General features: G+C 72.7%; 22 protein-coding genes. 9 read left to right on the forward strand and 13 right to left on the reverse strand.

Annotated features, from left to right (window positions below; all coding sequences use genetic code 11):
* Positions 1-42: 42 nt before the first annotated feature.
* Both C8E97_RS30695 and C8E97_RS30705 read right to left on the reverse strand, forming a co-directional pair.
* Positions 43-852 (reverse strand): SAM-dependent methyltransferase, encoded by an 810-nt coding sequence (locus tag C8E97_RS30695; RefSeq protein WP_121009137.1) that lies wholly within the window; start codon positions 850-852, stop codon positions 43-45.
* Between the two features lie 664 nt (positions 853-1,516).
* Positions 1,517-1,912 carry a hypothetical protein gene (locus tag C8E97_RS30705; RefSeq protein ID WP_246019277.1) on the reverse strand — a complete coding sequence of 132 codons (396 nt, stop codon included), beginning with the start codon at positions 1,910-1,912 and terminating at the stop codon, positions 1,517-1,519.
* A gap of 253 nt (positions 1,913-2,165) precedes the next feature.
* Between C8E97_RS30705 and C8E97_RS30710 the strand changes: the two genes are divergently transcribed.
* Both C8E97_RS30710 and C8E97_RS30715 read left to right on the forward strand, forming a co-directional pair.
* Positions 2,166-3,110: a diacylglycerol/lipid kinase family protein gene (locus C8E97_RS30710; protein WP_121009143.1), complete on the forward strand. Its 945-nt coding sequence runs from the start codon at positions 2,166-2,168 to the stop codon at positions 3,108-3,110.
* A gap of 531 nt (positions 3,111-3,641) precedes the next feature.
* Complete coding sequence (locus C8E97_RS30715; protein ID WP_015104912.1) at positions 3,642-3,896, forward strand: WhiB family transcriptional regulator; 255 nt, start codon at positions 3,642-3,644, stop codon at positions 3,894-3,896.
* A 136-nt stretch (positions 3,897-4,032) separates the two neighbouring features.
* Here C8E97_RS30715 and C8E97_RS30720 read toward each other — a convergent pair whose 3' ends face one another.
* Complete coding sequence (locus C8E97_RS30720) at positions 4,033-5,511, reverse strand: PAS domain-containing sensor histidine kinase (protein WP_121012762.1); 1,479 nt, start codon at positions 5,509-5,511, stop codon at positions 4,033-4,035.
* Positions 5,512-5,730: 219 nt separating this feature from the next.
* Between C8E97_RS30720 and C8E97_RS36895 the strand changes: the two genes are divergently transcribed.
* The gene (locus C8E97_RS36895; protein ID WP_096498094.1) at positions 5,731-5,805 is read left to right on the forward strand and encodes a 50S ribosomal protein bL37; all 75 of its coding nucleotides are present in this window, start codon (positions 5,731-5,733) and stop codon (positions 5,803-5,805) included.
* Positions 5,806-6,079: 274 nt separating this feature from the next.
* Here C8E97_RS36895 and rsrA read toward each other — a convergent pair whose 3' ends face one another.
* Both rsrA and C8E97_RS30735 read right to left on the reverse strand, forming a co-directional pair.
* Positions 6,080-6,412, reverse strand: coding sequence for a mycothiol system anti-sigma-R factor (gene rsrA, locus C8E97_RS30730; RefSeq protein WP_121009145.1), 333 nt, complete (start codon positions 6,410-6,412; stop codon positions 6,080-6,082).
* Positions 6,409-7,035: a sigma-70 family RNA polymerase sigma factor gene (locus C8E97_RS30735; RefSeq protein WP_211347164.1), complete on the reverse strand. Its 627-nt coding sequence runs from the start codon at positions 7,033-7,035 to the stop codon at positions 6,409-6,411. The genes rsrA and C8E97_RS30735 overlap by 4 nt, the downstream gene beginning before the upstream one ends.
* A 221-nt stretch (positions 7,036-7,256) precedes the next feature.
* Between C8E97_RS30735 and ybaK the strand changes: the two genes are divergently transcribed.
* On the forward strand, positions 7,257-7,739 hold the full coding sequence (ybaK, locus tag C8E97_RS30740; RefSeq protein ID WP_121009149.1) for a Cys-tRNA(Pro) deacylase: 483 nt from the start codon (positions 7,257-7,259) through the stop codon (positions 7,737-7,739).
* 92 nt (positions 7,740-7,831) lie between these two features.
* Here the strand turns inward: ybaK and C8E97_RS30745 are convergent, their stop codons facing one another.
* Together C8E97_RS30745 and C8E97_RS30750 are read right to left on the reverse strand one after the other, a co-directional pair.
* Positions 7,832-8,443 (reverse strand): alpha/beta hydrolase family protein, encoded by a 612-nt coding sequence (locus tag C8E97_RS30745; protein ID WP_121009151.1) that lies wholly within the window; start codon positions 8,441-8,443, stop codon positions 7,832-7,834.
* A complete protein-coding gene (locus C8E97_RS30750) occupies positions 8,440-9,201 on the reverse strand; it encodes an SOS response-associated peptidase (protein ID WP_121009153.1) in 762 nt (253 codons plus the stop codon). Before C8E97_RS30750 ends, C8E97_RS30745 begins: the two co-directional genes overlap by 4 nt.
* Positions 9,202-9,284: 83 nt before the next feature.
* Between C8E97_RS30750 and aroA the strand changes: the two genes are divergently transcribed.
* Positions 9,285-10,550, forward strand: coding sequence for a 3-phosphoshikimate 1-carboxyvinyltransferase (gene aroA, locus C8E97_RS30755; RefSeq protein WP_121009155.1), 1,266 nt, complete (start codon positions 9,285-9,287; stop codon positions 10,548-10,550).
* Between the two features lie 23 nt (positions 10,551-10,573).
* The gene (gene rsgA, locus C8E97_RS30760) at positions 10,574-11,560 is read left to right on the forward strand and encodes a ribosome small subunit-dependent GTPase A (RefSeq protein ID WP_121012764.1); all 987 of its coding nucleotides are present in this window, start codon (positions 10,574-10,576) and stop codon (positions 11,558-11,560) included.
* Between the two features lie 138 nt (positions 11,561-11,698).
* Here rsgA and pruA read toward each other — a convergent pair whose 3' ends face one another.
* A complete protein-coding gene (gene pruA, locus C8E97_RS30765; protein WP_121009157.1) occupies positions 11,699-13,324 on the reverse strand; it encodes an L-glutamate gamma-semialdehyde dehydrogenase in 1,626 nt (541 codons plus the stop codon).
* Between the two features lie 37 nt (positions 13,325-13,361).
* Between pruA and C8E97_RS30770 the strand changes: the two genes are divergently transcribed.
* Complete coding sequence (locus C8E97_RS30770; RefSeq protein WP_246019278.1) at positions 13,362-13,730, forward strand: VOC family protein; 369 nt, start codon at positions 13,362-13,364, stop codon at positions 13,728-13,730.
* Positions 13,731-13,968: 238 nt separating this feature from the next.
* Here the strand turns inward: C8E97_RS30770 and C8E97_RS30775 are convergent, their stop codons facing one another.
* From C8E97_RS30775 to C8E97_RS30785, 3 genes are read right to left on the reverse strand one after another with little or no spacing between them, the layout of a single operon-like run.
* Positions 13,969-14,460 (reverse strand): DUF6912 family protein, encoded by a 492-nt coding sequence (locus C8E97_RS30775; protein WP_121009161.1) that lies wholly within the window; start codon positions 14,458-14,460, stop codon positions 13,969-13,971.
* The gene (locus C8E97_RS30780) at positions 14,457-15,842 is read right to left on the reverse strand and encodes a WS/DGAT/MGAT family O-acyltransferase (protein ID WP_121009163.1); all 1,386 of its coding nucleotides are present in this window, start codon (positions 15,840-15,842) and stop codon (positions 14,457-14,459) included. Before C8E97_RS30780 ends, C8E97_RS30775 begins: the two co-directional genes overlap by 4 nt.
* 10 nt (positions 15,843-15,852) lie before the next feature.
* The gene (locus tag C8E97_RS30785) at positions 15,853-16,509 is read right to left on the reverse strand and encodes a phosphotransferase (protein ID WP_121009165.1); all 657 of its coding nucleotides are present in this window, start codon (positions 16,507-16,509) and stop codon (positions 15,853-15,855) included.
* Positions 16,510-16,842: 333 nt separating this feature from the next.
* Between C8E97_RS30785 and C8E97_RS30790 the strand changes: the two genes are divergently transcribed.
* Complete coding sequence (locus tag C8E97_RS30790) at positions 16,843-17,589, forward strand: TrmH family RNA methyltransferase (protein ID WP_121009167.1); 747 nt, start codon at positions 16,843-16,845, stop codon at positions 17,587-17,589.
* A gap of 388 nt (positions 17,590-17,977) precedes the next feature.
* Here the strand turns inward: C8E97_RS30790 and C8E97_RS30795 are convergent, their stop codons facing one another.
* Positions 17,978-18,448, reverse strand: coding sequence for an HAD-IA family hydrolase (locus C8E97_RS30795; protein ID WP_211347165.1), 471 nt, complete (start codon positions 18,446-18,448; stop codon positions 17,978-17,980).
* Here C8E97_RS30795 and C8E97_RS30800 point away from each other — a divergent pair.
* Positions 18,447-18,791, forward strand: coding sequence for an Rv3235 family protein (locus tag C8E97_RS30800; protein ID WP_147455277.1), 345 nt, complete (start codon positions 18,447-18,449; stop codon positions 18,789-18,791). The genes C8E97_RS30795 and C8E97_RS30800 overlap by 2 nt on opposite strands.
* A 184-nt stretch (positions 18,792-18,975) precedes the next feature.
* Here the strand turns inward: C8E97_RS30800 and secA are convergent, their stop codons facing one another.
* Positions 18,976-21,864: a preprotein translocase subunit SecA gene (gene secA / locus C8E97_RS30805; RefSeq protein ID WP_121009171.1), complete on the reverse strand. Its 2,889-nt coding sequence runs from the start codon at positions 21,862-21,864 to the stop codon at positions 18,976-18,978.
* Positions 21,865-21,940: the final 76 nt, after the last annotated feature.

The raw sequence follows: 21,940 nt of genomic DNA on the forward strand, positions 1-21,940 counted from the left end.
CCGACCGGCGCCGGCGCACGGCGTCGACCGGGCCGGTCGGGCTCAGCGCTTGACGCCCACCGCGACGTAGCTGACGCTCTCCGCGCCGGTCTCCGCCGGGCTCTCGCCGCGCCACCGGCCGGTCAGGACGAGCCCCGGGGCCAGCAGGTCGAAACCCTCCAGCAGCGCCTCGATCGCCGAGCGCGGCCGGGCCACGATCGGCGTCAGGGTCTCGGCCGCCACGTCGACCAGCTTGGCCACCATCTCCGGCTGCACGTCGCCGGTCAGGTGGCTCATCACCAGGTGGCTGCCGGGGGCCATGACGGCGCGGTAGCCCGCGACCACGTCGGCGGGCCGGTCCTCGTCCAGCACGTACGGCAGGACCGACACGAACAGGACGCACACCGGCTCGGAGAGGTCGAGCAGCGCCCGCGCCTCGGGCGCGGCCAGCACGGCGGCCGGGTCGCGGACGTCGGCGCCCACCATCGCCGCGGTGGCGTTGCCGCGCAGCATCGTCCGGCCGTGGGCGACGGTCGCGGGCTCGTTGTCCACGTACACCACGCGGCACGTCGGGTCGGCCTGCTGGGCGACTTCGTGCACGTTGCCCGCGGTCGGGATGCCGGAACCGAGGTCGAGGAACTGGCGGATGCCGTTCGCGACGCACACCCGCACCGCGCGGCGCAGGAACGACCGGGTGTGCTGCACGATCGCGGCGGTGGGCACCACCTTCATGGTCTGCTCCGCGAACTCGCGGTCGACCGCGAAGTTGTGCGCGCCACCGAGGTAGTAGTCGTAGAGACGGGCCACGTTGGGACGCTCGGCGTCACCACTGGACGCCACCCATCTCGGGGGGATCTGCACCGCACACCTCACCCTGACTACGTCCCGGAGCGGCGCGAACGCCTGCCGAACGGTAACTGGCTACTCCGTTCGTGTCCATCCGCCAAATGTGACCACGCAGGGTGATTGTGACTGGTGAACCGGCGGAAATCCAAACGCCGTGGCGGCGGTCCGCGCCAGGTGGTGCCCGGCCGAGGGGGCGGTGCAGGGAGGCCGACCCCCTCGGCCGGGGAGCGTGCCGCCGGACGTCCGCGCGGGGACGGTCCGACGTCCGCCCGGGGAGCGTCAGGCGCCCGCGCGGGCGCCGGCCCGACGGCGGTGGCGGCTGACGGTGGCGTGTTCGGACGCCGCGGACCGGGCGCGGGGCGGAGCCGCCGGCACGGACGCCGCGCGGACCGGGCGCGCCGACGGGGTCGTCCCGCGGATCGGAGCCGCCGGCACCGGCACCCGAGCCGGTACCGGCACCCGAGCCGACGCGGGCGCCGGGGACGACGGCGCGATCACCGCGCCGGTCGGAGCCGTCGACCCGGTCACGTCGCGGGTCGATCGCCCGATGCGGGTCGCTCGCATGGTCTCGTCACCTCGAACACGGCGGGGAGTGGTGGGATCACCGCCCACAGCGTCACTCGTCGGGGCGAAGAGCAACACCCTCCGTTGGTCGGCGGGCGACCAGCCGGAGGACGGCGTCCGAATGGCCCTATTCGTCGGCTTCGTCCACTCCCAGCGCCCAGCGGCGCACCGGGTTGGTGAACAGCAGCACGATCACCGCGACGACGTACAGGCCGAGCAGCGCGCCGTAGAGCTGCCGCCCGGACGGCCCGTACGCGTACCAGGCCACGCCCAGCAGGAGCAGCTGCACGACGATCGACGGCGTGCGCGCCCAGTGCTTCCCGAGCACCAGGCCGACACCGGACGCCAGCACCCCGCCGCTCACCACGGCGAAGTAGGCCGCCTCGCCGAGCACGGCGGTCGCCTCCTCCGCGGAGAACGCCCGGACCACCAGCGCCACCGCGAAGACCAGCGCGGCGAGTCCCTGGAGCGCGGTGAGCACGCCGGCGACGCGGACCGCGCGGGGTGCCTTCTCCTGTGTCACGCTGCGCCTTTCCTCACGGTGAGTACTCGTCACGCATCGTATGCCACCCGGTTGGCGAGTCCCGTTCCGCGGTGCGAGGGGCGAGGATCGGGGTGTTCCTCCGGCGAGCCGGCGGTCGGGTCGGGGTGCACTTGTCGTGGGACACCGCAGCGGTACGCGGAAAGGAGACCTGGACCACTCCAGTGCGTGCTGAACCCGCCGGGTGGGTGACGCGCAACCTGTCGAAGGTCACGCCCTGTCCTACCCTGGCGGGGTGCGCGCACTTCTGGTGGTCAACCCGCAGGCGACGGCGACCACGCCTGCCGGCCGGGACGTGCTCGCGCACGCGCTGGCCAGTGACGTGAAGCTCGACATCGTCGAGACGACCTACCGCGGGCACGCGGCGGACGCCGCCGCGCAGGCCGTGCTGGACGCGTACGACCTGGTCGTCGCGCACGGCGGGGACGGCACCGTGAACGAGGTCGTCAACGGCGTGCTGCGCGGGGGCGCCGGACCGGGCGTGCCGATGCTCGGCGTGGTGCCCGGCGGGTCCGCGAACGTGTTCGCCGGCGCGCTCGGGCTGCCCCGCGACCCGGTGGAGGCCACCTACCGGCTGCTCCAGGCGATCGAGCACGGCACCAGCAGGCAGGTCGGGCTGGGGCGCGTCGCCTCGGCCGGTCCGGGCGCGGGCCACGACCGGTGGTTCACGTTCAACGCGGGTGTCGGGTGGGACGCCGACGTGGTCGCCGGTGTCGAGGCGCAGCGGGCGAAGGGCCGGGAGGCGTCGCCCTCGCTGTACGTGCGGACCGCGCTCGCCGGCTACCTCTCGCAGCGGCGCAGGCCGGCGCGGCTGACCGTGCGCATCCCGGACGAGGAGCCGTTCGAGGACGTCCGGCTCGCGTTCGTGTCGAACACCGACCCGTGGACGTACCTGAAGGACAAGGCGATCCGGCTCAACCCGAGCACGTCGTTCGACGGCGGTTTGGGCGTGTTCGCGCTGCGCGCCCTGGGGCTGCCGACGGTGACCCGGTACGTGGCGCATCTTCTGGCGACGGATGGGAACCCCAAGGGCGCGAACCTGCTCCGGCGGGACGACGTGGAGTTCGTCCGGGTGACGAGCCCGGAGCCGGTCAACCTCCAGGTCGACGGAGACCTGCTGGGGCAGTGCACCGAGGTGGAGTTCACGTCGGTGCCCCGCGCGCTGACGGTCGCGGTGTGACCGAGGGGCGCGCGGGTCATCCGCGTGAAGAGGCAACAGGGTGTGCGACGGGCCCGGTGTGAAGAGGTAATGGGCCCGCCGTGGCGTATACGAACGGTAATGCGTGTGAACCGGCAATGCGTGTGATGTCGCACCGGGTGTGATGTCGCACCGGGCGGGAGTGGCGTCCGGCACGAAGGGGGTCGGGCGCGGCGCGCCATCGCGTATGACTGACGGCGAAAGGCGCCGGGAGCAGGGGCCGGGCGGTCGCGGGAGGGCCGGCCGGGACGGGAACGGCCACTTGGCGGTGGGTGCCCGCCGGGCGGTCGGAGGTGACCGGTGCGTGACCGGGGCGCTACCCAACCGCGATGGTGCATCACCCGAGAGTGAGATCAAACGCGAGGTCAGTCGATCTTTCGGGTGAGTTCACTCACCGGGTTAGTGCTAACCCCTTGACATCCCGGCCGTTCGTGAAAGCATTCACAAGCACCCCAAAAACCGACCGCTGACGAGTGGCGTGCCTTGAGCACGCCTAGCTGAGGAGTAGTTCCAATGGACTGGCGCCACCGCGCGATCTGCCGCGACGAGGACCCCGAGCTGTTCTTCCCCGTGGGGAACAGCGGTCCTGCGCTCCTCCAGATCGCCGAGGCGAAGACCGTCTGCCGCCGTTGCCCCGTCGTCTCCGACTGCCTCGCGTGGGCGCTGGAGAGCGGCCAGGACGCCGGCGTGTGGGGCGGGATGAGCGAAGACGAGCGCCGCGCCCTCAAGCGTCGCAACGCCCGCACCAGGGCTCGCAGCAACGCCTGAGCGTCGCCGCGCACCGCGCGAACACGAAAGGCCCGACACCGTGCCAGGTGTCGGGCCTTTCGCTTGTGTTGCACACCCTCCCGCATGACCACGTGACTCCGCTGAGGTAGGTCGTCACGTGTGCACGGGGGCTAGTTTAACGCCGCGCCCTGAGCGGCACGCGCAGGACCGCCTCTGTACCGCCCCGTGGCCTCCGCCGCAAGCTCAGGCTGCCCCTGAGTTCGGACTCCACCAGGGTCCGCACGATCTGGAGGCCCAGCCGGTCGGTGCGCTCCAGGGAGAAGCCCGGCGGCAGCCCGCGCCCGTCGTCGGAGATCACGACGTCCAGCCACTTCGCCGAGCGCTCGGCGTGGACGACCACCTCGCCGTGCTGGCCGGCGGTGTAGGCGTGCTCGAACGCGTTCTGCACCAGTTCGGTGAGCACCATGACCAGCGGGGTCGCCAGCTCCGCCTGGACGATGCCGAACGGACCCTCCCGCCGCACGACCACCTGCGACTCCGTGGCCGCCACGTCGGACATCATCGGGATGACCTTGTCCACCACGTCGTCCAGGTCCACGCGCTCGTCCACGGACATGGACAGGGTCTCGTGGACCAGGGCGATGGAGGTCACCCGGCGGACGGACTCGGCCAGCGCCTCGCGGGCCTCCTCCGAGCTGGTGCGCCTGCTCTGGAGGCGCAGCAGCGCCGCCACCGTCTGGAGGTTGTTCTTGACCCGGTGGTGGATCTCCCGGATCGTCGCGTCCTTCGACATCAGGGCGCGGTCCCGGCGGCGGACCTCCGTCACGTCCCGGCACAGGACGAGCGCGCCGGCCGCGCTGCCCCTCGGCCGCAGCGGCAGGGCGCGGAACAGCACCGCCGCGCCCCGGCGGGACTCCGCCTCGATGCGCATGCTCGGCTGCCCGTCGAGGGCGGAGCGGATGCGCTGCGCCACCTCGGTGGCGTCGAACGGGTCGCCGATGAGCGACCGGGTCAGCGGCGCGAGGTGCACGCCGACCAGGTCGGAGGCGTGGCCCATGCGGTGGTAGGCGCTCAGGGCGTTCGGGCTGGCGAAGACCACCGCGCCGGACGCGTCGAGCCGGATCAGGCCGTCACCCACCCGCGGGCTGGTGTGCACGTCCGGGGACGGCTCGGTGGTCGGGAACGTGCCGTCGGAGATCATCTGGCACAGGTCGGCCGCGCTGCCCAGGTAGGAGATCTCCAGCGGGCTCGGCACGCGCGGCACGGCCAGGTTCGTGTTCCGGCTCAGCACCGCGATGACCTCGTCACCGCGCCGGACCGGGATCGCCTCCCGCCGGACCGGCACGCCCAGGTGCCACCGGGGGTCCTCCTCGCGGCAGATGCGCGACTCCGCCATCGCCCGGCGGAGCTGCGGGTGCTCCTCCACGTCGACGGTGCTGCCCACCACGTCCTCCGGGTGGGCCGTCGGCGCGGTGGTGGGGCGGGCCTGCGCCACGCACAGGAACGTGGTGTCGTCCAGCGGCACCCAGAGCAGGAAGTCGGCGAAGCTCAGGTCGGACAGGAGCTGCCACTCGGCGACCACGAGTTGCAGGTGGTCGACGGCCGCGCCGGAGAGCCCGGTGTGCTCGGCGAGGAGGTCGGTGAGCGTGGACAGGGCTACGCCACCACCGCGGTCTGGGCGCAGGTCCGGGCGCACTCGGGTCGCAAGGTCGGGTCTCCAGGCGGTCGGGGCTTCGCGTTGTCCGGGGCCTCATCCAATCACGGATCAGGCGCGACGGTTCAGGGCCTGTGCGGGGTGGTTCAGGGTCCGTGCGTGGTGGTGGCGAAGGCGTGACACACTGGGGCGAAGCAATCTGAGCACTAGGAGAACCCCATGTCCAAGCGTGCCCGCAAGCGCCGCGACCGCAAGAAGGGCGGCGCGAACCACGGGAAGCGCCCCAACGCCTGATCCGGAGTTGGGTGTGACTCAGGGCCGCTTGGGGCGTGTGCGCTCCGGGCGGCCCTTGTGGTTGGTGCGGTGCCGGTTGGTGCGGTGCGGGGTTGGGTCAAAGCCCAAAGCGTGAAAGCGTCCTCACCGGACGGGCCGGCCACCGAGGATGACCCCTGGCTCTTGGTCGGCGCGGTGCGGAGGGCGAAAAGCGGCGCGTGTGATCCCCGTGTGGCCTGGTCTTCGACCAGGCCACACGGGGATGACACGCTGGGCGAGGTGTGCGTGTGGTCGGTCAGTCCGCTGCTGTGCTGCGGACTTCGACCTCGGCCTCCACCGTGACCTCGACCTCTTTGGTGGTGCCGGTGGCCGGGGTGGTGGTGATCTCGCGCAGGCTGGCCCGGAGGCGGCGCTTCAGCTCCTCCGGCGCGTGCTCACCGCCGCACTTCTTCGCCAGCAGCGCCTTCAAGTGCTCCTCGATGCCGTATTCCTCAAGGCACGGGTGGCACTCCTCCAGGTGGGTCCGGAGCAGTTCCTTCCGGCGTTCGTCGCACTCGTGGTCCAGGTAGAGCCAGACCTCCGACAGGACTTCGGAGCAGTCGGTCTCGTGGGGTTTGCCGCAGCTCATCGCCCCGCCACCTCCGGGCGGCCGTTGCGGAGGAAGCCCCGCTCACGGGCGACGTCGGCCAACTGGTCGCGTAGTTGCCTGCGGCCCCGGTGCAACCGGGACATCACGGTGCCGATGGGGGTGCCCATGATGTCTGCGATCTCCTTGTACGCGAAGCCTTCGACGTCCGCCAGGTACACCGCGATGCGGAACTCCTCGGGGAGGCGCTGGAGCGCTTCCTTCACGTCCGAGTCGGGCAACCGGTCCATCGCGTCCATCTCCGCCGAGCGGAGCCCGGTGGACGTGTGGCTCTCCGCCTGCGCGAGTTGCCAGTCGGTGATCTCGTCGGTCGGCTGTTGCAGCGGCTGGCGCTGCTTCTTGCGGTACCCGTTGATGTACGTGTTCGTGAGGATGCGGTACAGCCATGCCTTGAGGTTCGTGCCCTCGGAGAAGGACGCGAACGCGGCGTACGCCTTGAGGTAGGTCTCCTGGACCAGGTCCTCCGCGTCGGCCGGGTTGCGGGTCATCCGCAGGGCCGCCGAGTAGAGCTGGTCGAGCATGGGCATCGCGTCGCGTTCGAAGCGTGCGGCGCGTTGGGCCGTTGTCTCGTCCGTCGGCACGTCCTGCGTTCGCGTGGCTGGCACCGCGCTCCCTTCCCACCTGCCGCTCGGCACGGTGGACAAAGCTGTCTGGGACGCATTCGAGGATACGCGGCGCTCACCCGGTCGGCACTGGGCCGACCCGCGCCCCGAACCACGCGGAGGGCGGGACGTAGCCGACCTGACCTGCTGTTCCATCACCTCGGTTGCCACGTGGACCAATAACGCGGGTGCTCCGTCCCGCATTCCCGCTAGGGTGCGCGATCATGGCTGGACGTGGGACGCCTGCCACGGCGTTGCTGGACAAGCAGAAGGTGGCGCACAAGCTGCACGCGTACGACCACGACCCCCGGCACGAGTCGTACGGGCTCGAAGCGGCCGAGGCGCTCGGGGTGTCACCCGAACGGGTGTTCAAGACGCTGGTGGCGGACGTGGACGGCCGGCTCGCCGTCGGTGTGGTACCGGTCACCGGGCAGTTGGACCTGAAGGCGCTGGCCGCCGCGCTGGGCGGCAAGAAGGCGCGGATGGCCGACGTCGCCGCCGCCGAGCGCGCCACCGGGTACGTCGCGGGCGGCATCTCGCCGCTCGGGCAGAAGAAGCGGCTGCCGCTGGTGCTCGACGGCTCGGCCCGCGCCTTCGGCACGATCTTCTGCTCGGCCGGGCGGCGCGGGCTGGAGGTCGAGATCGCGCCGGACGACCTGGTGCGGCTGACCGGCGCGGTGGTGGCCCCCGTCTCGGTCTCGGGGTAGGCGCGCCGCGACCCGCCCCCACCAGTCGGCCTGCCCCACGAGTGACCTGCCCCACCAGTCGAGCGGGCACGGCTCGGTCGAGCGGGCGTGCTTCAGTCGAGCGGGCGCAGGATTCGGTCCAGCCACTCGCCCACGGCGCGCTGGAGGTTCTCCAGGTCGGCTTTGAGGTTGTGGTCGCCGGGCAGGAGCACCACCTCGCGGCGGTGCGCCGGCTCCGGCCGGCCGAACGGGTCGCGCTCGCCCTGGACGACCAGGACCGGCACGTCGACCGCGGCCAGCTCGGGCGTCCTGGTCCGGTCGGGCCTGCCGGGCGGGTGGACCGGGAACGCCAGGCACAGCACGGCCACCGCCTGCCCCTCCGCGGCGGTCCGGCACGCCACCCGCGCGCCCGAGGACCGCCCGCCGAACAGCAGCGGCACCTCCGCGAACCACCGGGTCGCCAGGTCCTCGGCCACGGCCAGCCAGGCCGCGTCCAGTTGCCTGGCCGGCGCGGGCGCGCGGCGGCCGGCCACCCGGTAGGGCTGCTCGACCAGCGCCACGTGCACGCCGACCTCGACCGCCGCGCGGGCCGCCGCCACCAGGTCCGGCGCCGCGATGCCGCCGCCCGCGCCGTGGCCGAGCAGCAGGGCCGCCCGGCCTTCCGGCGCGCAGTGCAGCTCCGCCCGCGCGGGGCCGTGCGGCGTCTCGACGGTCGTGCTCGTCATGACAGTTCGAACAGCGTGGGCTCGGGCGCCTGGTCCGGTTCGAGGTCCACCGCGTCCATGAGGGACGGGTCGTTGTTCTTGATGCTGTTGACCCGCATGGACACCGGCCGCAGCTCCAGCGCGTCGACCAGGTCGCGGTCCGGCACGAGCAGGTCCTTCGGGTCCGTGTTGTCCGGGTCGAGCCAGGCCGCCCAGCGGTCGCGCGGCAGCACCAGCGGCATCCGGTGGTGCACCTGCTTCATCTCGCCGATGGCGTCCGTGGTGAGCACCGCGCACGTGATGATCGGCTTGCGCTCGTCGCCCACCTGCTGCCACCAGACCGACCAGATGCCCGCCATCGCCAGGCTGGAGCCGTCGCCGGGGTTGATGAAGTACGGCTGCTTGCGGCCCTCACCCGGCTGCCACTCGTACCAGCCGTCGGCGGGGACGAGGCAGCGGCGCTTGGCGGCCGAGTCCCGGTAGGCGGGCTTCTCCAGGACGCTCTCCGCGCGGGCGTTGATCATCTTCGCCGCGCCGGACAGGTCCTTCGCCCAGTGCGGCACCAGGCCCCAGCGCATCACGCGCACGCTGCGCTCGGTCGTCTCCGGGTCGGGGTTGCCGTCGTCGTCGCGCGGGTGGCGCTCCACGACCGCCGGCACCGACTTGGTCGGCGCCACGTTGTAGTCCGGGCCGGGCGCGTCGCCGTCGGTGCCGTCCACCGCGTCGAACTCCGCCGCCAGCAGCGCCGGGTTCTTGGTGGAGGCGTACCTGCCGCACACAACCGATCACCTCCGATTGGCATCGTCGCACGTCGGAACCACCGGTGCGAGCCATCGAACACCCGATGCGGAATCATCGAGCCATGACTTCGCAGTGGTCCGCACCCACCACCGACGGTCCCGTGCACGCGACGGTACCCGTGCCCGGCTCCAAGTCGATCACCAACCGCGCCCTGGTGCTGGCCGCGTTGGCCGACGGCCCCTCCACCCTGCACGCGCCGCTGCGCAGCCGGGACACCACCCTGATGGTGGCGGCGCTGGGCGCGCTCGGCGTGGGCGTCGCGGACGGCCCGGACGGGTCCTGGCTGGTCACGCCGCACGCGCTGCGCGGGCCGGCGGCCGTGGACTGCGGGCTCGCGGGGACGGTGATGCGGTTCCTGCCGCCCGCCGCGGCGCTGGCGGTGGGCGAGGTCGTGTTCGACGGCGACGAGCACGCGCGGCTGCGGCCGATGACCACGATCCTGGACGCGCTGCGGGCGCTGGGCGCGGACGTCGACGGCGAGGCGCTGCCGTTCACCCTGCACGGCAAGGGCGGGCTGCCCGGTGGCGAGGTGACGATCGACGCGTCCGCCTCGTCGCAGTTCGTCTCCGGCCTGCTGCTGTCGGGCGCGCGGTACGAGGGCGGTGTGACGGTGGCGCACCGCGGCGAGCCGGTGCCGTCGCTGCCGCACATCGAGATGACCACGTCGATGCTGCGGGAGGCCGGCGTGGTCGTGGACGACTCGACCCCGGACGCGTGGCGCGTCGAACCCGGCCCGGTGGCGGGTCGGGAGTGGCGGGTCGAGCCGGACCTGTCGAACGCGACGCCGTTCCTCGCCGCCGCGGCCGTGACCGGCGGCGAGGTGACGATCCCCGGCTGGCCGGCGACCACCACCCAGCCCGGCGGCGCGGCGCGGGCGATCTTCGAGCGGTTCGGGTGCGCGGTGACCGCGGACGAGCGCGGGTTGACCGTGCGCGGGCCCGAGCGGTTGACCGGCCTGGACATCGACCTGCGTGACGAGAGCGAGCTGACGCCGACCGTCGCGGCGCTGGCGGCGCTCGCCGACGGGCCCACGGTCATCCGCGGCGTCGCGCACATCCGCGGGCACGAGACGGACCGGATCGCGGCCCTGGCGGCGGAGATCAACCGGCTGGGCGGCGACGCGGCCGAGACCGCGGACGGTCTGGTCATCACGCCGCGCCCGCTGCGCGGCGGCGTGTGGCGCGCCTACGCGGACCACCGGATGGCGACCGCCGGCGCGATCATCGGGCTGGTGGTGCCCGGCGTCGCGGTGGACGACATCGGGTCGACCACCAAGACGATCCCGGACTTTCCGGGCATGTGGGCCACGATGCTCGGAGCGCGCTGACCGTGGGGCGCGACTGGCGGCGGATGGACGAGTCCGACGTGCGGGTGCGGCCGGGCAAGGGCACGCGCCCGCGCAGCAAGCGGCGGCCCGAGCACGCCGACGCGGTGCCGGCGATGGTCGTCGCCGTGGACCGGGGCCGGTGGACCTGCGCGGTGGAGGACGACCCGAAGCGCCTGGTCACGGCGATGCGGGCGCGCGAGCTGGGCCGCACGCCGGTGGTCGTCGGCGACCGGATCGGCCTGGTCGGCGACACGTCGGGGCAGCCGGACACCCTGGCGCGCATCGTGAAGGTGGCCGAGCGGCACACCGTGCTGCGGCGCACCGCCGACGACACCGACCCGTTCGAGCGGGTGGTCGTGGCCAACGCCGAGCAGCTGGTGATCGTGTCGGCGCTCGCCGACCCCCAGCCGCGCCGGGGCTTCATCGACCGGTGCCTCGTCGCGGCCTACGCGGGCGGGCTGTCGCCGCTGCTGTGCCTGACGAAGTCGGACCTGGCGCCACCGGACGACCTGCTCGCCGCGTACGCGGAGCTGGACCTGCCGGTGGTGGTGACGCGGTCCGACCAGGACCCCGGCGCGTTGCGCGAGCGGCTGGTCGACCGGCTCTCCGCGCTGATCGGGCACTCGGGGGTCGGCAAGTCGACCCTGGTCAACCGGCTGGTGCCGGACGCGAACCGGGCCGTGGGCGTGGTCAGCGCCGTCGGCAAGGGCCGGCACACGTCGACGCAGGCCGTGGCCCTGCCGCTGCCCGAGGGCGGCTGGGCCGTGGACACGCCGGGCATCCGGTCGTTCGGGCTCGCGCACATCACGCCGGACGACATCGTCGCCGCGTTCCCGGACATGAAGGCGATGGCCGAGGAGTGCCCGCCGGGGTGCGGCCACCTGGGCGCGCCCGAGGACCCGGACTGCATGCTGGACGAGCTGGTGGTCACGGGTGAGGCGTCGACCGGGCGGCTGACCTCGCTGCGCCGGCTCCTGGAGTCGCGGGGCAAGTACGACGAGTACGACTGAGCGGCGCGGCCGGACCCCGCGCGGCTGAGCGGCGCGGCAACCCCGGCGCGTGGCCGGCCCTGGTGCGGCTGGTCCCGGTGCTGCCGGCCCTGGTGCGGCCATCGCCGGGTGGCCCCGGTTCGGTCAGCCCCGGTGCGGTCAGCCCTGGTGCGGGTAGCCGTGGTCGGTCGCGGGCACGAAGGTCTCCTTGATGGAGCGCGGGCTGATCCAGCGCTGGAGGTTGAAGATCGAGCCCGCCTTGTCGTTGGTGCCCGACCCGCGGCTGCCGCCGAACGGCTGCTGCCCCACCACCGCGCCCGTCGGCTTGTCGTTGACGTAGAAGTTGCCCGCCGCGAACCGCAGCGCCCGGCCTGCCTGCGCCACGGCCGCGCGGTCGTCCGCGAACACCGCGCCGGTCAGCGCGTACGGCGTGGAGGTGTCGACCAGGTCGAGCACGTCGGCGAAGTCGGCGTCCTCGTAGACGTGCACGGACAGGATCGGGCCGAAGTACTCGGTGGTGAACACCTCGTGCCGCGGGTCCGTCCCGAGCAGGACGGTGGGCCGCACGAAGTAGCCGACCTCGTCGTCGCACGTGCCGCCGGCCAGCACCTCGATGGTGTCCGCGCGGTGCGCGGCGTCGAGCGCCGCCTTGTGCTTGGCGAACGCCCGCGCGTCGATCACCGCGCCGCCGAAGTGGTCGAAGTTCGTGACGTCGCCGTAGGACAGGGAGTTCGTCACGTCGACGAGCCGGTCGCGGACCACCGACCACACCGAACGGGCGACGTACGCGCGGGACGCGGCCGAGCACTTCTGGCCCTGGTACTCGAACGCGCCCCGGACAAGGGCCGTCACCAGCGCGTCCGGGTCGGCGGACGGGTGCGCGACGACGAAGTCCTTGCCACCGGTCTCGCCGACCACCCTCGGGTACGAGCGGTAGTCGTCCAGGTGGTCGGCCATCGTGCGCCACAGCGCCTTGAACGTGGCCGCGGACCCGGTGAAGTGCAGCCCCGCGAAGTGCGGGTCGGCCAGCGCGACCTCGGACACGGCCCGACCGTCGCCGGTGACCAGGTTGACCACGCCGGGCGGCAGGCCGGCCGCCTCCAGCAGGCGCATCGTGTGGTGCGCGGCGAGCTGCTGCGTCGGCGACGGCTTCCACACGACCGTGTTGCCCATCAACGCGGGCGCGAGCGGCAGGTTGCCCGCGATGGCCGTGAAGTTGAACGGCGTGATGGCGACGACGAACCCGTCCAGCGGGCGGTGGTCGAACCGGTTCCACACGCCCGCGCTCGACGCGGGCTGCTCGGCCAGCAGGCGGCGGCCGAAGTGGACGTTGAAGCGCAGGAAGTCGATCAGCTCGCACGCCGAGTCGATCTCGGCCTGCTGGACGGACTTCGACTGGCCCAGGATGGTGGCGGCGTTCAGCGTGTCCCGCCACGGGCCCGCCAGCAGGTCGGCCGCCTTGAGCAGAACGGCGGCGCGCTCGTCGAACGGCAGCTCCCGCCAGCCGGGCGCGGCGCGGCGGGCGGCGCGCACCGCGTCGGCGACGTCCTCGGCCGTGGCCTGCGCCGTGACGCCCAGGACGTGCCGGTGGTCGTGCGGCTGCACCACGTCGATCCGGTCGCCGCCCGCCATCCGCCGCCGCCCGTCGACGGTCATGGTCAGCTCGTGCCGCTCGCCCTCCAGCTCGGCCACGCGGCGGCGCAGCGACTCGCGCTCGGGCGTGCCGGGCGCGTACCCGCGGACCGCCTCGTTGACCGGTTCGGGTACCGAGGTGACGGCGTCCATGCCGTCATCGTGGCACGCGGTAGTACGGTGCGCAGCCGTGGCGAAAGTGACCGGCATCGGCGGGGTGTTCCTGCGCGCCCGCAACCCGCTCCGCTTAGCGGGGTGGTACCGCGAGCACCTCGGCGTGCCGATGAGCGAGCACGGCGCGGTGACGTTCCACTGGGAAGCGGCGGAGACGACGACGTTCGCGCTGTTCGCCCACGACACCGACTACTTCGGCGAACCGGGCCAGCGGGCCATGCTGAACCTGCGGGTCGACGACCTGCCCGCGCTGCTGGGGCAGTTGCGGGCGCGCGGCGTCGAGGTGCTGCCGCAGACCGAGGACTCCGAGTTCGGCCGGTTCGGCTGGGTCGTGGACCCGGAGGGCAACCGGGTGGAGCTGTGGGAGCCGGCACCAGGGATGTGAGGTGCTGTGTTGGATGGCGCCGCCTCCGGCGTCGCGGGTGAGGTCGCTGTGTTGGATGGCGCCGCCTCCGGCGTCGCGGGTGAGGTCGCTGTGTTGGATGGCGCCGCCTCCGGCGTCGCGGGTGAGGTCGCCTTGTGGTCGGCAGTTCGTAGCTGATTTCCCGCCGATCGAAAAGCGTGATCGGCGGGAAATGAGCCACGAACTCCCGACGCGACCTCACCGGTGCGGGAACACGGGACTACATGAGGTCGAGCAGGAAGCGAAGTTCCTGGGGGGCGTACCAGGCCAGTTCGTGGTCCTCGGCCTCGCCCAGCGCGAACTCCGCGTCCGGGTCGCCCAGGTCCGCCGCGTCGATCACCTCGACCGCCTCCCGGACCGCGTCCTCGGCGTCCGAGGTGTCCAGGTGGATCGCCGCGACCAGCTTCGCAGGCACCGCGCCGGCGACCTTGACCACGGAGAAGTCCAGGTCCGGGCGGAGCTTCACGTCCTCCACGTCCACCGACACCACGGCCCGGCGCGGCACGGCCTTGTCCTCCGCCGCCAGCAGCCGCAGGGACGCGCGAGCCGCGTCGAGCATCGCCGAGTACTCCAGCTCCTCCGTGTCGCCGGAGGCGTAGGACTCGCGCAGGGCCGGCGTCAGCGCGAAACCGGTGCCGCCGACCGGCGTGAACTCGCCCCGCTCCACCAGGTCGCGCAGCATCGCGACGGTCGCCGGGAGGTACACCCTCATTGAGACACCGTTCCCATCAGTTCCTCCACCGACTCCTCGACCATCGCCGCGAGGACGTCCACGTCGGACATCGCGTCCCGGTCGGCGTTCAACCCGAAGTACACACCACCGTCGTACGAGGTGACGCCGATCGAGAGGGCCTGGTTCTTGGCCAGGGGCACGACCGGGAACATCTCGATCATCTTCGCCCCCGCCGCGTACAGCGGCACCTGGGGACCGGGCACGTTCGTCACCACCACGTTGAACAGCCGCCGCGAGAACGAGCTGGCGGCCCGCGCGCCCATCGCGTGCAGGGTCGGCGGGGCGAAGCCCGAGAACTTCACCAGCGTCTGCGCCGCGACCTGCTGGCCGGACTCCTGGTGGGCGCGCATCGCGTGGCTGACGTGGTGCAGCCGCACGACCGGGTTCGGTTCGCCGACCGGCAGGTCCACCAGGTACGCCGACACCTGGCCGCCGGGCGCGTCGTCGTCCCGGACGGACATCGGGGTCATCGCGCGCATGGTCGTCCGGGCGGTCACCACCTCGCCGCGCGACAACAGCCACGTGCGCATCGCGCCGGAGAGGACCGCCAGCACGCCGTCGTTGACCGTGCCGCCGTGCGCGCGGCGGATCGCGCGGAGGTCCTCCAGGCGGGCGCGGGCCACCGCGAACCGGCGCTGCGGCGAGATGCGGACGTTCAGGGGGCTGCCCGGCGCGGGCGTGGCGGCCGTGCGGACGGCCGAGGCGAGGCCGCCCAGCGCGCCCGCGACCTTCCGGACCGTGGCCACGGTGTCCAGGGCGGCGTTGCGGACGTTCTCCACCAGCTCGCCGGGCCGCTGGACGACCTCGGCGACCGCGTCCGCGACCAGTTGCAGGCCGCTGGGCTGCGGTTGCGGCATCCACAGCGCCTCCACCGGCTCGCGCGGCGTCGCCGAGGCGTCCAGGATGACCTGGCCGATCTCCGGCGCGCCGGTGCCGTCCACCATCGCCTGGTGCGACTTGGTGATCACCGCCGACCGGTCCTCCGCCAACCCCTCGACCAGGTAGATCTCCCACAGCGGGCGGCTGTGGTCGAGCGGGCGGGACATCAGCCGCGCCACGAGTTCGTGCAGCTGCCGGTCGGTGCCCGGCTTGGGCAGCGCGGACCGGCGCACGTGGTAGGTGACGTCGAAGTCCGGGTCGTCCACCCACACCGGGCGGGCCAGCCTGCCGGGCACCTGCACGACCTTCTGCCGGTAGCGGGGCACGAGCGACAGGCGCTGCTCGATCAGGTCGACCAGGCCGTCGTAGTCGAAACCCGCCTTCGGGCGGCGGAACACCGCCACCCCGCCGACGTGCATCGGCGTCGTGGAGTCCTCCAGGTACAGGAACGAGGCGTCCAGCGCGGAGAGGCGGTCGGGCATGACGACCAGGCTAGTCGCTGCACCTCTCCACGAGCCTGCGCACGGCGCTGACCTCGACCGGGTCTCGGCTGTGCCGGGCGAGCCTGATCTCGGCGGCGGCCGGCATCGCCGCGCGCACCTCCCGGTCGACGCCCGACAGGAACCCGCGCACCAGCCGGGAGCGGGCCAGCCGCTTGAACGGCCGCAGCGGGGCCACCGCGATCGCCAGCCAGCTCAGCGCGACGTCCACCCGGCGGTCGCCGCGCTGCGCGGACGCCCAGTCCACGACCACCGGCCCCGCGGGGCCCAGGACGATGTTGCCGGGGTGCAGGTCGAGGTGCAGCAGGCGACCGTCGCCGGCGAGGAAGTCGGGCGCGTCGACGTGGTCGAGCCTGCGGTGCAGCCCCGCCAGCTCGCGCCCCAGCGCGCCCGCGCGCCACGGCTTGGCGTCCAGCTCCTGCGACATGCGCGGGCCGGGCACGTACTCCATCACCAGGTCGCGGCCGGCGACGTCGTGCACCCTGGGCACCGGCACGCCCCGGCTGCCGAGGTGGCGCAGCAACCGGGCCTCGTGCTCCAGGTCTCGACCGGTGCGGCTGCGCTTGAGCAGCAGGCCGTCGGGACGCAGGTAGACGTCCGCCTCCCGGCCGCTGGCCAACAGACGGTGCGCCTCGTTGCGCGGGGTCATGTGACGATCATCATGGTTGACAGATCGGAAACAAGCCCCAAACGGGTGGACCCCCTACCCCCAAAGGCTCCACCACGCCACACCCACGCGAGGCCGCGACCACAAGGCGGCCGAGCCCGCCCCCGCCCGCGAGGCCGCGTCGGGTTGTCGCGCCTCATTTCCCGCCGATCACGCTCTTCGATCGGCGGGAAATGAGGCGCGATGGCCCGACCACAGGGCGGCCGAGCCCGCCGCGACGGAGTCGCGGCAATCCAACACAGCGGGAAATCAGGCGCGACGGCCCGACAACAAGGCGGCCGAGCCGCCCCGCCGGAGGCGGGGCAAAATAACACAGTGCCATCCCCCAAAGACCGCTTCGTCACCGTCTACGGCCGCAAGCCCGTGTTGGAAGCCCTCGAAGACCCCCGGCTGGAGGTCGACAAGGTGCTGCTCGCCGAGGGCGCGCGCGGTCCGGCGGCGCGCGAGATCCTGGATGCCGCCGGTCGCCGCGGCGTGCGGGTCCAGCGAGCGACGGCGCAGCGGGTCAAGGTGCTGGCCGGCAACGGGCGGCACGACCAGGGCGTGCTGGCCGACGTGGTCGCGCCGCGGATGCTGCCGCTCGCGCAGGCGTTGGAGCAGCGGCCCCGGTGCGTGCTGCTGCTGGACGGCATCACGACGCCCGCGAACGTCGGCATGATCCTCCGCACGGCGACGGCCGCCGGCGTGGACGGGATCGTCGTGCCGCGCCGCGGGGTCGCCTCGATCGACCCGCTGGTGGTGAAGGCGTCGGCCGGGGTGGCGTTCCGGGCCCCGGTGCTGAAGTGCGCGACGGCGGGCGAGGCGGCGGCCGAGCTGAGCGCCGCCGGCTACCCGATCTACGCCTTGGACGCGGGCGCGCGGGAGTCCCTCTACACCGCCGACCTGCCGGGGCGAGCCGCCTACGTGCTGGGCAGCGAGACCGCGGGCATCTCGGACGACGTCCGCGCGCACGTCACCGGGCTGCTGTCCATCCCGATGGCGGCGGGCGTCGAGTCGCTGAACGTGGCCGGCGCGGCGGCCGTGCTGTGCTTCGAGGTCGCCCGGCGGCGCTCCGCGCGCTGAGCGCGGGCCGCCGGCGACGGCGCGGGTGCCGGAGGGCCACTCCGACACCCGCGCCGCTTCACCGCGGGCCGATCACGGGACGCACCCCGGTCGGCGGCGCTGACCGCCACCCGTGCTCCCGATCGGCCCCTCATCGGCATCCCGCTCCCGGCGGTTCCGAGCCGGCACCCCGTGACCGGTCCTCATCCGGCTCACGGCCCGCACCGGCCCTCGCGGTACACCACCGCGCCACATCGACCGCCGGTCACCATCCGCAGAACACCGGAACGCCCTCGCCGCCCGAGCCGTGGTCACGCGTCCGATCGCGGATGCTCACGAACGTACGCCGGGCCGTCGCGCACCGGCAATTCATCGCACGGGTGGCGGCGCCGCAGCGCACCGTCACCGGCTAACCCCGGAGGGGGACCTCCAGCAGCACTTCGAGTTCCTCCAGCGTGGACCGCACGGACCGGTGGTGCACGCCCACCATGCCGGCCGCCGCCGCGCCCCGGACGTTGACCGCGAGGTCGTCGACGAACACGCAGGCGTCCGGCGCGAGCCCGAGCCGCTCGGCCACCAGCAGGTAGATCCGCCGGTCGGGTTTGGCGCACCCCACCTCGCCGGACGTCACGACGACGTCGAACAGCTCCTCCCACCCGTCGGGCGGCGACCACAGCCCGTCGGCGTTGGACAGGATCGCCGTGCGCACGCCGCGCCGCCGCACCCGCCCCGCGACGGCGGCCAGGGGTGGCAGGTCGAGGGTGTAGTCGTCGCCGTAATCGGTGAGCACACCGCCGAAGTCCAGCACCAACCCGCGCACACCTACCTCCAGCAGGTGATCGTGGTACGACGCGATTTCGCGTCCGCTCGGTTCGAGCATGTCATCCCCGACCCGCGTGCTGCGCGTGCGGCGGCCCGTGGACCACCGGGCCGTCACGGCGCGCCGCCTGCTGACGGCCGTGGTGGAGGCGGTGGACGGCCGCCGTCCGCTCACGCAGCTGCGCGGCGTCCTCACCGCGGGCACGGCGGCCGAGGTGGGCAGGGCCGTGGCGGCCGGCGAGGGCGTGCGCCTGGACGGCGTCCGGCTGTGCCGGGTCACGCACGAGGTCACCGAACTCGCCGGCGTCGTGGTGACCCGCCGGGGGAAGGTCCGCGCGGTGGCCGCCCGGATGGAGTGGGCCGGCGACCGGTGGCGGTGCACGGAATTCCACCTGCTGCCGTGACCGTGCCCGATTTCGCTCGCCACCGGGGAAGGTGTCGCGGCAATCGCGGGATCGGTCGTCCGGCACCCGGACGGCGAGTGCCCGGATCGGGGGACGAGTGCCCGAAAAGGACGACGAGCGCCCGAAAAGGACGTGCCGCCGGTCCTGGGCAGGACCGGCGGCATTCGTCCGTGGCCGCGGCGGGCTACTGGCGGGGCCCCTTGCGGTTGGCCTTCTCCTGCGCGCGGGCCGCCGCGCGGCGCTCCTTGCGCGACGCGCCCTGGCCACCGGCGCCGCCACCGCGCTTGGGGGTCTCGCCGCTGGTCTCGGCGTCACCGCTCTCCGACGGCCCGCTGTAGGTCAGCCCCTGCTGCGCACCCCGGTGGTCGAGGCCCTTGCCGCGCAGCGCGGGCGGGATCGCGTTGCCGCTGGACAGCTGCGCCAGCGCCGGGCCGGCCGGCGCCTCCTGGGCCGCCGCGCCCTCCTGCTGGGCCGCGGCGGCCGCGGCGGCGCGGGCCCGTGCCCGGCTGCCGGTCAGCGCGCCCGCGCCGGCCGAGATCGACACCTGCACCGGCGGCTCCGGCGCGGGCTCCGGCTCGGCGGCCTCCACCTGGAGGTTGAACAGGAAGCCGACGGTCTCCTCGCGCAGCGCGTCGAGCATCGCGTTGAACATGTCGAAGCCCTCCCGCTGGTACTCGATCAGCGGGTCGCGCTGCGCCATCGCGCGGAGGCCGATGCCCTCCTTCAGGTAGTCCATCTCGTACAGGTGCTCGCGCCACTTGCGGTCGAGCACCGAGAGCAGCACGCGGCGCTCCAGCTCGCGCATCGCACCGGGGCCGACGCGGCTGTCGATGTCGGCCTCGCGCGCGTCGTACGCGGCCAGCGCGTCCTCCTGGAGCTTGGCCTTCAACGACTCCTTGGTCAGGTCCTCGTCGTCGGAGTCGAGCAGCTCCTTGTAGTCCAGCGTGATCGGGTACAGCGTCTTCAGCGCCGTCCACAGCTGGTCGAGGTCCCAGTCCTCGGCGTAGCCGTCGGCGGTCGCGCCGTCCACGTAGTCGCCGACCACGCCGGTGATCATGTGCTCGACCTGCTCGCGCAGGTCCTCGCCGGCCAGCACGCGGTGGCGCTCGGCGTAGATCACCTTGCGCTGCTCGTTCATGACCTCGTCGTACTTGAGGACGTTCTTGCGGATCTCGAAGTTCTGCTGCTCGACCTGGGTCTGCGCGGACCGGATGGCGCGGGTGACCATCTTGTGCTCGATCGGCACCTCGTCCGGCACCTTCAGGCGGGTCATCACGGTCTCGACCATCGCCGCGTTGAAGCGGCGCATCAGCTCGTCCTTCAAGGACAGGTAGAACCGCGACTCGCCGGGGTCACCCTGGCGGCCGGACCGACCGCGCAGCTGGTTGTCGATGCGCCGCGACTCGTGGCGCTCCGTGCCCAGCACGTACAGGCCCCCCGCCTCGCGGACCTCCTCCGCCTCGGCCTTGACCTCGGTGGTGATGTCCTCGATCAGCTTGGCCCAGGCGGCCTCGTACTCCTCCGGCGTCTCCACCGGGTCGAGGCCCCGCTCGCGCAGCTCGTGGTCGGCGATGATGTCCGGGTTGCCGCCCAGCACGATGTCGGTGCCGCGGCCGGCCATGTTGGTCGCGACCGTGACGGCGCCCTTGCGGCCCGCCTTCGCGATGATCAGCGCCTCGCGGTCGTGGTGCTTGGCGTTCAGCACCTCGTGCGGCACGCCCTTCTGCACCAGCAGCTTCGACAGGTACTCGGACCGCTCGACGCTCGTCGTGCCGACCAGCACCGGCTGGCCCTTCTCGTGCCGCTCCACGATGTCCTCGGCGACGGCGAGGAACTTCGCCTCCTCCGTCTTGTAGACGAGGTCGGGCTTGTCCTGCCGCTGCATCGGGCGGTTGGTCGGGATCGGCACCACGCCCAGCTTGTAGGTCTGGTGGAACTCGGCCGCCTCGGTCTCGGCGGTGCCGGTCATGCCGCCGAGCTTGCTGTACAGCCGGAAGTAGTTCTGGAGGGTGATCGTGGCGAGCGTCTGGTTCTCCGCCTTGATCTCCACGCCCTCCTTGGCCTCGATGGCCTGGTGCATGCCCTCGTTGTAGCGGCGGCCCGCCAGCACGCGGCCGGTGAACTCGTCGACGATCAGGACCTCGCCGTTGCGGACGATGTAGTCCTTGTCCTTGGTGAACAGCTCCTTGGCCTTGATCGAGTTCTGGAGGTACCCGACCAACGGCGTGTTGGTCGAGTCGTACAGGTTCTCGATGCCGAGCTGGTCCTCGACGTACTGGACGCCCGCCTCGGACACGCCGATGGTGCGCTTGCGCTCGTCCACCTCGTAGTGGGTGTCCTTCTTCATCCGCGTGGCCAGCCGCGCGAACTCCACGTACCAGCGCGACGATTGGTCGGCCGGGCCGGAGATGATCAGCGGGGTGCGGGCCTCGTCGATGAGGATCGAGTCGACCTCGTCGACGATGGCGAAGAAGTGGCCGCGCTGGACCGTCTCGTCCAGGCTCCACGCCATGTTGTCGCGCAGGTAGTCGAAGCCGAACTCGTTGTTCGTGCCGTAGGTGATGTCGGCGTGGTAGGCGGCGCGCCGCTGCTCGGGCGTCATGTCCGAGAGGATCACGCCGACCGTGAGGCCGAGGAAGCGGTGGATGCGGCCCATCCACTCCGCGTCGCGCTTGGCCAGGTAGTCGTTGGTCGTGACGAGGTGCACGCCCTCGCCCGCGATCGCGTTGAGGTAGGCGGGCAGCACCGAGGTCAGGGTCTTGCCCTCACCGGTGCGCATCTCGGCGATCTGCCCGAGGTGCAGCGCCGCGCCGCCCATCAGCTGCACGTCGAAGTGCCGCTGGCCCAGCGTGCGCTTGGCGCCCTCGCGGACCACGGCGAACGCCTCGGGCAGCAGCGCGTCCAGCGACTCGCCCTCGGCGTAGCGCTTCTTGAACTCCTCGGTTTTCGCCCGCAGCTCGGCGTCCGAGAGGTCGACGACGTCGTCTTCGAGGTTGTTGATGTGCGCTGCGATGTTGCGCAGGCGCTTGAGCATCTTGCCTTCGCCGGCGCGGAGCAGTCGGGACAGCACCATCTCGGGTCGACCTCATTACCTCATCGCGACGCGCCCGCGAAGGGCGCCTTCCACCGGCTCGTCACGGCCATGACGA

Origin of the sequence: Saccharothrix australiensis, from assembly GCF_003634935.1 — a bacterium.
In the GTDB taxonomy this organism is placed as follows: domain Bacteria; phylum Actinomycetota; class Actinomycetes; order Mycobacteriales; family Pseudonocardiaceae; genus Actinosynnema; species Actinosynnema australiense.